The following is a 13,991-nucleotide window of genomic DNA, read 5'->3' on the forward strand; positions in this document are numbered from 1 at the left end:
ATGAAGTTCGCGCCTTGCCGGCGAGCCGTTCCTGCCTGTCACCACCGTCCGGGCCGCCGACGCGGTCAGGCTCCTTGTCTCGTTGTGCCGACGGGTATGCGCAGCCTCAGGTGAGACGCAGCACCTGAGCGGTCCGCGATCGCCAGGCCCGCCGGACGCCACGGCAACCGGCTTCGAACACAGAATGTGTGACCCAATCGGGCGCCGCATGCGCGACACCGCAAGGACATCCCATGGCCACTTCCAAGCTGCCGCAGCCAGGTGACTCCGTTCCGGGCGGCTATGTCTACACGCTGCAACTCGACGTCACCGTTGTCGGCATCGGTGTGGTCGACGAGGTCAATCCGGTCGCCAGCAACAGGCAGGCGATCTTCGGCACCGACGCCAACGGTAACGAAACGATCTCCTACCTTGCCAACAACGGCACCATGGTCTCGCAGGCGATCGCGAATGTGGGCGCCTACCAGGACAGCAGCGCCTTCTCCTACGTCTCCGGTGGCACGCTCTACTTGTTCTCCAATACCGCGCTTACCGGCCTGGCTACCGTCACCGTAAACGGCACCCAGGTCAGCGTGCTGCCGGCCACGGCCCTCAGCACCACCCAGGGCCAGTACATCTATCCTGCTGGCGGAACGGTAGTGGCGCCCGCCGGACTCACGCTGGCCCCCGCTAGCGATACCGGCGTGCGGGGCGATGATACCACCAGCGTCACCACGCCCGTCATCACCGGCACCGGCGAGGCCGGCGCGACCGTGACCCTGCAGGACGGCTCGACGACGATCGGGACCGCCATCGTCGCCAGCAACGGCACCTGGAGCATTACAACCACAACGCTCGGCGCCGGGCAGCACACGATCACCGCCTACGACACCGACGGCTCGGGCAACGTCTCGGCACGATCCGCCGCACTCACCCTGAACATCGATACCGCCACGCCCGCGACGCCTACCCTGTTGCTCGCCAGCGCCAGCGACAGCGGCGTCAAGGGCGACGGCATCACCAACGTCAGCAATCCGATCGTGACCGGGACCGGGACGGCCGGTGACACCGTTACCCTCTATGCGACGTCGGGAAGCGGCGGCAGCACCGCCATCGGTACCGCCACCGTCGGCTCCGGCGGCACCTGGTCGATCACCAGCCCCACCCTCGCGGCGGGCGCGCACAGCCTGACCGCGATCCAGAGCGATGTCGCCGGCAACGTGTCTGCCACCTCCACGCCGCTCAACCTGACCATCGATACCGCCACCCCGGCGACCCCCACGACGCTGGCCCTCGCCATCGCCAGCGATAGCGGCGTGCCGGGCGACGGCATCACCAACGTCACCACGCCGACCATCACCGGCACCGGCACCGCCGGGGATACCGTCACCCTCTACGACGGCACGACCATCGTCGGTACCGGCACGGTGGCTGCGGGCGGCACCTGGTCGGTCGTCAGCAGCGCGCTCGCTGCCGGCAGCCACAGCCTCACCGCGACCCAAGCCGATGTCGCCGGCAACGTCTCGGCGCCGTCCGCCACGGTCGGCCTGACCATCGACACCGCGAAGCCGGCGACACCGGGCACGCCGGCGCTCGCCGCCTCCAGCGATACCGGCGTTCAGGGTGACGACATCACCAGCGTCACCACTCCCACCATCACCGGCACCGGCACCGCCGGCGACACCGTCACGCTCCGCGACGGCGGAACCGTCGTCGGCAGCGGCACCGTCGCCAGCAATGGCAGCTGGTCGATCGTGACCACCACGCTGGCAAGCGGGTCGCACACCCTTGCCGCGACGCAGACCGATGTCGCCGGCAACGTCTCGACCGCGTCGGCCGCCCTCCGCCTCACCATCGACACCGCCACCCCCTCGACGCCCGCGAGCCTGATGCTGGCCACCGCCAGCGACAGCGGCGCGATAGGCGACGACACTACCAACGTCGCCACGCCGACCATCACCGGCACCGGCACCGCGGGCGACACCGTCAGGCTCTATGACGGCGCGACGCTGATCGGCAGCGCCACGGTCGGCTCGAACGGCGGCTGGTCGGTCGCGACCACCACGCTGGCCGCCGGCCTGCACAGCCTCACCGCGACCCAGACCGACGTTGCCGGCAACGTCTCCGCCGCGTCCACCGCGCTCGGCCTGACCATCGACACCGCCGCCCCCTCGGCTCCCATCGCCCTCGCCCTGGCCGGCGGCAGCGACAGCGGCGTGCAGGGCGACGGCATCACCAACGTCGTGACGCCGACGATAACCGGAACCGGCGCCGCCGGCGACACCGTCACGCTGCTGGACGGCAGCACCGCCATCGGCACCGCCACCGTCACGGGGGGTGGTACCTGGTCGATCACCACCGGCACGCTGGCCGCGGGACCGCACAGCCTGACCGCGACGCAGACCGACATCGCCGGCAACGTCTCCGCAGCCTCCGCCACCCTCGGCCTGACCATCGACACCACCACGCCCTCGGCGCCGTCCGCGCCGATGCTGGCCGTCTCCAGCGACAGCGGCATTCAAGGCGACGGCATCACCAATGTCGCCACCCCGGTGGTGACAGGGACCGGCACCGCCGGTGACACCGTGACCCTGCTGGACGGAAGCACCGTCATCGGCAGCGCGACCGTTGCCACCGATGACACCTGGTCGATCACCAGCAGCACGCTGGCGCCGGGCGCGCACAGCCTCACCGCGATGCAGACCGACGTCGCCGGCAATGCCTCCGGCGCGTCCGCCGCGATCGGCCTGAACATCGACACCGCCACCCCCTCGACCCAATCCGCGCCGGTGCTCGCCGCCGTCAGCGACAGCGGCGTGCAGGGCGACGGCGTCACCAACGTCACCACGCCGCTGATCGCCGGCACCGGCACCCCCGGCGACACCGTGACGTTGCTGGACTCGACCGCGGGCGGCGGCACGACCATCGTCGGCACCGCCACCGTTGCCGCCAACGGCATCTGGTCGATCACCAGCAGCACGCTTGCCGCCGGCACGCACAGCCTGACCACCACCCAGGCCGATGTCGCGGGCAACGTCTCCGGAGCCTCGGCACCGCTCAACCTGACCATCGACATTGCCACCCCGGCGACACCCACGACCCTGGCGCTCGGCGCTGCCAGCGACAGCGGCGTGATGGGCGACGGCATCACCAACGTGACCACGCCCACCATCACCGGCACCGGCACCGCGGGCGATACCGTCACGCTGTATGACGGCAACGCCGTCGTCGGCACCGGGACTGTCGCCGGCAACGGCACCTGGGCGATCACCAGCTCCACGCTGCCCGCCGGCACCGACAGCCTGACCGCGACGCAGACCGACATCGCCGGCAACCTCTCGGCGGTCTCCACTGCGCTGACGCTGCAGATCGACACCGTGACGCCGTCGGCGCCCAGCAACCTGGCGCTCGCCTCCACCAGCGACAGCGGCGTGGCAGGCGACGACATCACCAACGTGACCTCGCCCACCCTCACCGGCATCGGCGTCGCCGGGGATACCGTGACGGTGATCGATGGGGGTACTGCGGTCGGCAACGCCACCGTTGCCAGCAACGGCACCTGGCAGGTCACCACTTCCGCGCTGGCCGACGGCAGCCACAGCCTGGTGGCGATGCAGACCGACGTAGCCGGCAACGTCTCCGCCAATTCCGCCGCCCTGGCGCTGGACATCGACAGCACTCCCGCGGCGGCGCCCTCCGCACCTGTGCTGGCAGCCGGGAGCGACAGCGGCACGCAGGGCGACGACATCACCAATATCACCACGCCCACCCTGACCGGCACCGGCACTGCCGGCGACACCGTCACCCTCTATGATACCGCTCCAGGAGGCGGGAGCGTTTCCGTCGGCAGCGCCAGCGTTGCCGCGAACGGCAGCTGGTCGATCGCCACCGGCACGCTGGTTGGCGGCAGCAACAGCCTGACCGCCGTGCAGACCGATACCGCCGGCAACCGGTCGGCGGCCTCGGCGCCGGTCACGCTCACCATCGACACGGCGGCCCCCACCGCACCGCTGAACCTTACGCTTGCCCCCGCCAGCGATACCGGCGTGCCGGGCGACGACATCACCAGCGCCACTACACCCACCATCACCGGCACCGGCACCGCCGGCGACACCGTCACCCTCTACGACGCCAACCCGGGCGGCAGCGGCACCGCGATCGGCACCGGGGCGGTCGGCATCGACGGCAGGTGGTCAATCGTCACCGCACCCCTCGCGGGTGTCGTGCACAGCCTCATCGCAACGCAGGCGGACGTCGCAGGCAACGTCTCCGCAGCCTCCAACGCACTCGGCCTGACCATCGACACCGCGACCCCGGCCGCGCCGGGCACACCGGTGCTGGCAGACGCAAGCGACAGCGGCGTCAAGGGGGACGGCATCACCGGCGTCACCACGCCGACCATCACCGGCTCCGGCGTCGCCGGGGATACCATCACGCTTCTGGACACCAGCGAAAGTGGTACGACCACCGCAGTCGGCACCGCCACCGTGGCCGCCGACAACACCTGGTCGGTGGTCAGCAGCGCGCTGGCGGCCGGAACCAACAGCCTGACCGCCGTGCAGACCGACGTGGCTGGCAACAGCTCCACCGCGTCCCCCGCCCTGGTCCTTGCGATCGATACCGCAGCCCCCGGCGCGCCGGGTGCGCCGGTGCTCTCGGCGGCGAGCGACAGCGGCGTCAAGGGCGACAACGTCACCAACGTCACCAACCCGGTGCTCACCGGCACCGGCGTCGCCGGCGACACCGTCACCCTGCTGGACGGCAGCACCGTCGTGGGCACCGCCACCGTCGCCGGAAACGGCACCTGGTCGATCACAAGCACCACGCTGGCGGCGGGCCCGCACATCCTGACCGCGACGCAGACCGATGCCGCCGGGAATGTCTCCGCCGCCTCGACGCCGCTCACCCTGAGCATCGACACCGGCAATCCGGCCACCCCCTCGGCGCCGGTGCTCTCGAGCGCCTCGGATAGCGGCACGCAGGGCGACGACATCACCAACGTCACCACGCCGGTCTTGAACGGCAGCGGCCCGGTCGGTGACACCATCACGCTCTACGACGTCGATCCGAGCGGGACCAGCACCATACTCGGCACCGCCCTGGTGGGCAGCAACAATGTCTGGTCGATCACCAGCCCAGCGCTGACCCCGGGCCTGCACCGGCTGACCGCGACCTACACGGATGCCAACGGCAACATCTCGGCGCCGTCCGCGGCGCTCGGCCTCACCGTCGACAACGCCACACCCGCCCCACCGTCGGCGCCGGCGCTCGCTGCCGGAAGCGACAGCGGCACCCAGGGCGACGGCATCACCAATGTCACCACCCCGACCCTCACCGGCAACGGCATCGCCGGCGACACCGTGACCCTGTCGGACACCAACGCCGCCGGCGTCAGCACGATCATCGGCACCGCCACGGTCGCGTCAAGCGGCACATGGTCGGTCGCCAGCAACACGCTCGCCGCCGGCGCGCACAGCCTGACCGCGACGCAGACCGACAGTGCCGGCAACGTCTCGGCATCGTCGGCGGCGCTTGCGATCGACATCGACACCACGCCGCCGGCAGCGCCCTCGGCACCGCTCCTCGACACCGGCAGCGACAGCGGCGCCCAGGGCGATCACATCACCAACGTCACCACCCCGACCCTTACCGGCAACGGCATCGCCGGCGACACCGTCACGCTGTTCGACGGCAGCACGGCCATCGGCAGCGGCATCGTCGGCAGCGGTGGTACCTGGTCGATCGCGACCACCACCCTTGCCAACGGCGCCCACGGCATCACCGCGGTCCAGACCGATGCGGCCGGCAACGCCTCGTTGCCGTCTGCAGCCCTCGGCCTGACCATCGACACCGCGGCTCCCCATGCGCCTTCGACACCGGTGCTCGCTGCCGCCAGCGACAGCGGTGTGCAAGGCGACGACACCACCAACGTCACCACCCCCAGCCTGACCGGCACCGGGGCCGCCGGCGACACCATGACCCTCTACGCGACGACCGCAAGCGGCGGCACCACGGTGGTCGGCACCGCGACGGTGGCCGGCGACGGCACCTGGTTGATCACCAGCAGCGCGCTGGGCGCCGGCAGCCACAGCTTCACCGTCGCCGAGACCGATTCCGCCGGCAACATCTCGGCGGCGTCGCAGCCACTCGTCCTCGACATCGATACGGCAGCCCCGTCGGCGCCATCGACGCCGCTGCTGAATCCCTCCAGCGACAGCGGCTTGCAGGGCGACGACATCACCAACGTCGCCGCCCCAACGGTAACCGGAACCGGCACCGCCGGCGACACGGTGACGCTCTACGACACCAATGCAAGCGGCGTCAGCACCGTGGTCGGCAGTGCCACCGTCGCGGGCGGCGGCACCTGGTCGATCACCACCAGCACGCTGGCCGCCGGCAGCCATAACCTGAGTGCCACGCAGACCGACTTCGCCGGCAACGTCTCGACGCCGTCGACGGCGCTCGGACTGACCATCGACATCGCGACGCCCGGGGCGCCAGGGACACCAATGCTGGCTACCACCAGCGACAGCGGGGTGCAGGGGGACGACATCACCAACGTCAGCGCGCCGACCATCACCGGAACCGGCGCCGTCGGCGACACCGTCACGCTCAGTGCGGTTGCTTCAGGCGGGGGCAGCACGATAGTCGGAACCGCTACGGTCGGCGCCGACGGCAACTGGTCGATCGCAACCGGTCCACTTGCCGCGGGCATGCATGACCTGACGGCCACGCAGACCGACGTCGCCGGCAACATCTCGGCGGCATCGCTTCCACTCGGCCTGGATATCGATACCGCGACGCCCGCCACTCCCGGCTCGCTGGCGCTGGCTGCAGCAAGCGACAGCGGCAACAAGGGCGACGCCGTCACCAACGTCACCACGCCGACCATCACCGGCACCGGCACCGGCGGCGACACCGTTACCTTGTACGACGGCACCACCGTTCTCGGTACCGCGACGGTGGCCTCCGACGGCACCTGGTCGGTGAACAGCAGCACGCTTGCCGCCGGCGCGCACAGCCTGACCGCCACCGAGAAAGACGTCGCCGGCAACGTCTCCGGGGTTTCCAACCCGCTCACGGTTACGATCGCCACAACGGCCCCCATGCCGCCCGCGAGCCTTGCCTTGGCTACAGGCAGCGACAGCGGCGTACAGGGTGACGACATCACCAACATCACCAATCCGGTCATCACCGGCACCGGCGCGGTCGGCGACACCGTGACCCTGCTGGACGGCAGCACCGTGGTCGGCAGCGGCGTGGTCGGCGCGGCGGGCACCTGGTCGATCACCAGCAGCACGCTCGCCGACGGCGTGCACAGCCTCGGTACGGTGCAGACCGACTATGCCGGCAACCAGTCGGTCCCTTCGGCGGCTCTGCGCCTCGACATCGACACCACGGCGCCCGCGGCCCCCACCGCGCCGGTGCTGGCCGCCGCCAGCGACAGCGGCACGCCGGGCGACGACATCACCAACGTCGCCACCCCCGTCCTGACCGGCACCGGCACCGCCGGCAACATCGTCACCCTGCTGGATTCCGCTCCGAGCGGGGGCACCACGATCATCGGCACCGGAACGGTCTCCGGCAACGGCACATGGGCGATCACGAGCAGCCTGCTTGGCGACGGCACGCACGTCCTTACCGCGACGCAGACGGATGCGGCCGGCAACTTGTCAGGCGCCTCGGCGGCGCTGGCGCTCGTCATCGACACCAACCCGCCTGCTGCTCCGTCCGCGCCGGCCCTGGCGGCAGCCAGCGACGGGGGAGTGGTTGGCGACAACATCACCAATGTCACCACCCCGACCCTCACCGGCACCGGCACCGCCGGCGACACCATCGACCTGCTTGAGGCCAATGCGGGCGGGGGCACCACCATCGTCGGAATCACGACGGTCGCGGCCGACGGCACCTGGTCGGTCTCCAGCAGCACGCTTGCCGCTGGCACGCACAGCCTCATCGCCACCGACACCGACGAGGCCGGCAATGTCTCCGCTGCTTCTCCGGCGCTGGACCTGGTCATCGACACCGCGGCACCCGCGGCACCTATGACCCTGGTGCTCGGCGCTGCCAGCGACAGCGGCGTGATGGGCGACGGCATCACCAACGTGACCACGCCCACCATCACCGGCACCGGCACCGCGGGCGATACCGTCACGCTGTATGACGGCAACGCCGTCGTCGGCACCGGGACTGTCGCCGGCAACGGCACCTGGGCGATCACCAGCTCCACGCTGCCCGCCGGCACCGACAGCCTGACCGCGACGCAGACCGACATCGCCGGCAACCTCTCGGCGGTCTCCACTGCGCTGACGCTGCAGATCGACACCGTGACGCCGTCGGCGCCCAGCAACCTGGCGCTCGCCTCCACCAGCGACAGCGGCGTGGCAGGCGACGACATCACCAACGTGACCTCGCCCACCCTCACCGGCATCGGCGTCGCCGGGGATACCGTGACCCTGCTCGACGTCGGTGCGGGTGGCGCCACCACCACCGTCGGCACCGGAACGGTCGCCCGCAACGGCACCTGGTCGATCGCCACCTCCACGTTGGCAGCCGGCGCGAACAACCTCACCGCGACGCAAGCCGATATCGCCGGCAATGTCTCGGTGGCGTCCGGCCCACTCCGCGTGACGATCGACACCGCGCCCCCCGCGGCTCCCACCACTTTGGAGTTGGCCGCCATCAGCGACAGCGGCGTGCAAGGCGACGACATCACCAACGTTGCCACTCCGACCATCACCGGCTCCGGCACCGCCGGGGACACCGTCATCCTGTCGGACACCAGCGCCAGCGGGGTCACCACCGAGGTCGGGACCGCGAAGGTGGCCGCCGGCGGCACCTGGTCGATCGTCACCGCAAGGTTGGCAGCCGGCGCGAACAACCTCACCGCGACGCAGACCGATATCGCCGGCAACGTCTCGGCCGCCTCCAGCCCGCTCGCCCTGACCATCGAGACCGCGACGCCGGGAGCACCGGCGAACCTGGCGCTTGCATCGGCAAGCGACAGCGGCACGCACGGCGACGACATCACCAACGTGACCACACCGACCATCACCGGCACCGGCACCGCGGGCGACACCGTGACCTTGCAAGCTGGTGGCACCGCCCTCGGCACCGCCACCGTTGCCGCGGATGGAACCTGGTCGGTCACCACCACGGCACTCGCTGCCGGCCGCTACAACCTGACCGCTACCGAGACCGACGTCGCCGGCAACGGGTCGGCGGCCTCCACGCCGCTCGGCCTGACCATCGAAACCGCGACGCCCGCCGCCCCCTCCGGCCTCACCATCTCCAACATGAGCATCGACGGCACCGCGCCCGCTGGCGACACCGTGACGATCTCGGAGGATGGCCAGACCCTTGGCGCCACCCGGGCGGCGAACGACGGCAGCTTCGCCTACATGCTCACCCCCGCCGAGGCGACCGGGCTGCATGACGTATCGGCAACGGCGACCGATGTCGCCGGCAACAGTTCGGCCGCCGCCAGCCTGATCATCGGCGCCTACCACTGGGCGTCGCCGGTCAGTGGCGTCTTCAGCCAGAGCGGCGAGTGGCTGGTCAACGGGGCGCCTACCACCGGCGTACCGAGCGCCAGCACCGACCTGGCCTATTTCGATACCGGAAGCGCCGGCGCCTACACCGTCAGCGGGGACGGCAACGCCGGCGAGGTCCGCGTCGACGGCGACCACGTCACCTACTCCGGCACCCTGGTGCTGGCCGGGCTGCAGGACAGCGCGGCTGGTGGGGATCGCTCGTTGGTGGTCGATGATGGCGGCGGCCTGATGCTCGGAAGCAGCGCCTCGATCGTGGCCGGCGCCGGATTGCTGGTCGGTGGCTCCTCGGCAGGCACCCTCACGCTCGACGGCAGCCTCGCTGTCGCCAATGGTGCGGTGACCCTCGGCGACGGCGGCGACCTGCTGCTCGACGATACCGCCGTTCTCAGCGGAACCGTGACGCTCGATGGCGGCGTGCTGACCGCCGAGACGGATGGGCAGGGCGGCAACAACGTCGTGCTGTCCGATACGCTGCAGGGCGTTGCCGGCACCACCAGCTATGTCGGCAGCACCGGCACAGCCACGCTCACCTTGACCGGGTCGCAAAGCCTTGCCGCAGGCGAGCTGGTCTACCGTGGCGGCACCATCATTCTTGACGGTGCACTGCCGACCGCGGCGGTACCCGCAATGATCGACGGCGCAACCTTCGAACTCGGCGGCGCCGCCCAATCCGGCACCGCCACCATCACCACCGAGGCCGGCAGCACCAACACCCTGGCGCTTGGGGCCGACAACGCCTCCATCGCCAGCAACGGCAGCGACACCATCGAGATGGGCTCCGGTACCCTGGCGGTCACGGTAACCGGCGCTGCCTCGATCATCGGCGGCAGCGGCAATGCCACCATCGATGCCACCGGCCGCGCGATCTCCGTCACCGGCGGCACCGGCAACATCTTGATCTCCGGCAGTGCCGATGCGGTCATCGACGCCGGCACCAGCAAGAACGTCACCTATTCCGGCACCGGCCGGGTCAGCTTCACCAGCTCGGCACCGGGCGCCCAGCTCACGCTGGACGTCACCACCGGGGGCACCATCACGACGGCCGCCGGCGGCGATACCACGGTCAACCTCGGGGCCGGAACCGCCGCGGTGAACGCACAGGGCGCCGACACCATCAACGCTGCTTCCGGCGCTTCCACGATCACCGGGAGTGGCACCAGCCTGACGGTGCATGGCTCGTCGGGCAGCTTGGTGGTAGGCGATAGCGGTGGCCCGCTGACCTTCCTGGGTGGCTCGGGCAGCACGACCGTGACGGGCGGGTCCGCCTCGGCCGTCATCCTCGGGGGGGCGGCAGGCGGCATACTGCTGGGCGGCACCGCCGGCGACAACGTGCTGGTGGCTAACAACAATGCCGGAACATCAACGACGGTCCAGGGCGCCGGTGGCGGCGACCGGATCTTCGGCTCGGATGCAGGCACGGACGTGCTCGTGGTCGGCTCCGGCCGCTCCTCGGTGCTGGGCGGCGGCGGCGCCACCACCATCAACGGCGGCGCCACCGGCGGCGTGATCTTCACCGGCGCCGGCCCCACCCTGGTGAATGCCGGGTCCGGCGGCCAGGACACCATCGTCGGTGGCGCGGGGGCGCTCAACCTCATGGCCCAGCACGGCGAAGCGGTGTTCGGCGGCAGCGGCGGCCTCAACGTCTTCGGCAGCACCGTCGGGGCAGACTCGATCATCGGCGGCAGCGGCGCGCTCGACGTGACAGGCCGGGGCGGCAACATGCTGGTGGTAGCCGGAACCGGAAACTCGGGGATCCAGACCGGCAACGGGGCCAGCCTGATCTTCGCGGAGTCCGGCAACGTGTCCCTCACCGGCGGTACCGGCTCGATGCAGGTGGTCGTGGGCAGCGGCACCGCCACCATCGGCGAAGGTAGCGGTCCGACAAGCTACGACGTGGTCAACGGCTCGGCTGGCGGCACCGCGATCATTTCGGGCTTCAAGGTAGGGACCGACACCATCAGCCTGTTCAACTACCAGTCCTCGCAGGTGAACATCGCATCAAGCGGCGGCAACAGCATCGTGCAGCTTGGCGACGGCACCAGGATCGAGCTGCTCGGGGTCACCAACCCCAACGGCAGCATAATCGGGTAGCGGTGGCATGGCCGTGTTCCAGCGCCGGACTGCATCGGGCCGGCCTGCCCGGAATGTCCGCAATCCGGTCATCCTCATCGTGGAGGATGAGGACATGATCCGCGCGGTGGCGGTAGCAATCTTCCGCTCGGCCGATTTCGAAGTGCTGGAAGCCGGTTCCGGGATGGCGGCGCTGATGATCCTGCAGCACCGGGTCGATGTGGATGCCGCCTTCCTCGATGTGGTGATGCCAAGCGTGCCAGACGGCTTCACGCTCGCAAGGTTCATCGAGGCGACGACACCGGCCTGCGCGATCCTGCTGACTTCGGGCACCGCCTGCCCGATGGCGTCCACGCTGAGCACACGAACTCGGTTCATCGGCAAGCCATACGATGCACGCCAGGTCGTCGCCCTGGTCAACGACATGATCCGCAGCGCGACACTCCTGTCGAACTAGGCAGGACAGGCGCGGGTCAAATTGCGTGCATCACGGCGGCATCGATGCGATCAGGCGGCGGCCGATGCCGGGGCGTCGCGCTGCAGCGGCAGGGCCTTACCCCAGCGGGACGGGTTCGCCCTGTCCGGATCGGGCTTGTTGTCGATCGGACCGCGATAGGCGCTGCAGCCGGCGAGACACAGACCAAGAACGACGATCACGCCGCAGCGGACGATCACGCAATCTCCTCTCATCGTCGGCATCGAACTCCCCCCGGAGCTGTTGCGGCGGCTTGCCATATCTGACGAGGTCGACATCCTGTGTATCCCATGGGGCCGCGTCATGCGCTGTCCTGGTGCTGGAGGAGAATGGTATGGAGCGTGCGAGACGGTCGGCCACGGCGAGTGATGGCCGCCAACCATCGATGCGGCCGCGTGCCATCGTCGGCCTTCTGCTTCCCCTTGCGGCCTGCTCCGCCCCGCCGCCCACGACACACACCGATCCCTTCTATGTCGCGCCGGCCATGTCCCCCGGCGCTTCGGCCCCTGCACCCAGCCCAGGCCCGCGCGGCGGCGGCGGCGGCGCACATGGCGGCGGCGCATCCGGTGCGGGCATCGGCCAGCTACCGGGGCCGGATCAGCCCGGAAGCAACCTGCCGAACGGGTCCGGCTCGATGTCGATCGGCGGCGGCCAGGGCCTGTAGGCCGCAGCCGCTACGTTGCAAGGCAACCTTGCGGCCGGCTCGGCCCTTACGGGGCTATGCGAGAAACCGCCACGGACTTTATCGAAGACGCGCTTTCCCGCCTCGGCCGGGCTGTACGCGAGCACGGCTCGGACCTGCGCAACGTGCAACTCGCGACCGTTTCGGCATCGGGATCGCCGGAGATCAGGACGCTGGTGCTGCGCGGCTTCGAATGGCCGCCGGCACAGGCGGAGATGCATACCGACGTGCGTGCCGCCAAGGCACATGCGATCGCCGCTACGGACCGTGTCGCGCTGCTGGCCTGGTCGGCCACCGAGCGGTTGCAGTTGCGGCTCGGCGGAGTAGCGACCCTGCACGTCGACGATACGGTGGCCCGCGGCCGCTGGAAAGATCTGTCGGACAACGCCCGATCCGCCTATGGCAGCGTCGCGAACCCTGGGGATGCCATTGCAGATCCGGAGGATCGAAGCTTGCTGCCGCCCGACATCCAGTTCCGGCAGTTCGGCGTGCTGTTCATCGCGGTCGATACGATCGATGTGCTGCGCCTTGGCGCGGAGGGCCGCCAGACCCGGGCTGCCGGCCGCATCGATCGGGATCGGCTGCAAGCCGGATGGGTTGCTGCCTGAGCCGGTTAAAGACGGGAACACAAAACCGTCGAGCCTCCGGTCGTGAGGATCTTTCGTGCAACGCCACGTTCCAGTCGTAGCGTCAATGGAGTGCATCATGAGTGGATCTACGGATTACAAGGATATCTACGTGACCGGGCTGAAGAACCAGCACGCCGTCGAAACCCAGGCGATCGGCACCATCCAGAACGAACTGCCCCGGATGGAGCCCTATCCGGAACTGCATGCGCGCATGCAGATGGAACATCAGCGCTCGACCATCCAGGCCGCCCGGCTCGATGACCTGCTGGCGAGACAGGGCACCAGCAAGTCGATCGCCAAGGAAGCGGTTTCCGGCGCTGTCGCCACCGTTGCAGGCTTTGTCCACGCTGCTTCAGGTGACGAAGTGCTCAAGAACGTGCTCGCAGCCGTCGGTTTCAAGTCGTACGAGGCGGCTTCCTACAAGGTGCTGATTGCCCTGGCCGACGCGGCCGGCGCCACCGCGGACAGGACGGTGCTCGAGATGTCGCTGCATGAGGAAGAGGAAATGGGTACCTGGTTGCACGACCACCTGGCTGGCTTCGTGCAGGCCTACCTGGAGCGGTCGGCGACGAAGGGCTGAAGCTTCCGCGGACGATGCGCGG

At 69.8% G+C, this 13,991-nt stretch carries 6 protein-coding genes; 5 read left to right on the forward strand and 1 reads right to left on the reverse strand.

The features are described 5' to 3' along the window. The first annotated feature begins 233 nt into the window (after positions 1-233). Positions 234-11,624, forward strand: a complete 11,391-nt coding sequence (locus FE263_RS01630) for an Ig-like domain-containing protein (protein ID WP_138324198.1) — start codon at positions 234-236, stop codon at positions 11,622-11,624. Between the two features lie 7 nt (positions 11,625-11,631). Then, the gene (locus tag FE263_RS01635; RefSeq protein ID WP_138324199.1) at positions 11,632-12,060 is read left to right on the forward strand and encodes a response regulator; all 429 of its coding nucleotides are present in this window, start codon (positions 11,632-11,634) and stop codon (positions 12,058-12,060) included. A 50-nt stretch (positions 12,061-12,110) separates the two neighbouring features. Here the strand turns inward: FE263_RS01635 and FE263_RS21970 are convergent, their stop codons facing one another. Next, the gene (locus FE263_RS21970; protein WP_171033883.1) at positions 12,111-12,278 is read right to left on the reverse strand and encodes a hypothetical protein; all 168 of its coding nucleotides are present in this window, start codon (positions 12,276-12,278) and stop codon (positions 12,111-12,113) included. Positions 12,279-12,463: 185 nt separating this feature from the next. Here FE263_RS21970 and FE263_RS01640 point away from each other — a divergent pair, with 185 nt between their 5' ends. From FE263_RS01640 to FE263_RS01650, 3 genes are all read left to right on the forward strand, one after another. Then, positions 12,464-12,742 (forward strand): hypothetical protein, encoded by a 279-nt coding sequence (locus tag FE263_RS01640; RefSeq protein WP_138324200.1) that lies wholly within the window; start codon positions 12,464-12,466, stop codon positions 12,740-12,742. A 56-nt stretch (positions 12,743-12,798) separates the two neighbouring features. After that, the gene (locus tag FE263_RS01645; RefSeq protein WP_138324201.1) at positions 12,799-13,368 is read left to right on the forward strand and encodes a pyridoxamine 5'-phosphate oxidase family protein; all 570 of its coding nucleotides are present in this window, start codon (positions 12,799-12,801) and stop codon (positions 13,366-13,368) included. 130 nt (positions 13,369-13,498) lie between these two features. Continuing rightward, positions 13,499-13,969, forward strand: coding sequence for a DUF892 family protein (locus FE263_RS01650; protein ID WP_171033885.1), 471 nt, complete (start codon positions 13,499-13,501; stop codon positions 13,967-13,969). Positions 13,970-13,991 lie beyond the last annotated feature (22 nt).

The sequence above is a fragment of the Lichenicoccus roseus genome (genome assembly GCF_005844085.1).
In the GTDB taxonomy this organism is placed as follows: Bacteria; Pseudomonadota; Alphaproteobacteria; order Acetobacterales; family Acetobacteraceae; genus Lichenicoccus; species Lichenicoccus roseus.

Bases quoted from the DNA above. Each gene is read 5' to 3' on its own strand.
- FE263_RS01645 (WP_138324201.1), top strand. From the start codon at position 12,799: ATGCGAGAAACCGCCACGGACTTTATCGAAGACGCGCTTTCCCGCCTC.
- FE263_RS01640 (WP_138324200.1), top strand. From the start codon at position 12,464: ATGCGGCCGCGTGCCATCGTCGGCCTTCTGCTTCCCCTTGCGGCCTGC.
- FE263_RS01630 (WP_138324198.1), top strand. From the start codon at position 234: ATGGCCACTTCCAAGCTGCCGCAGCCAGGTGACTCCGTTCCGGGCGGC.
- FE263_RS01635 (WP_138324199.1), top strand. From the start codon at position 11,632: ATGGCCGTGTTCCAGCGCCGGACTGCATCGGGCCGGCCTGCCCGGAAT.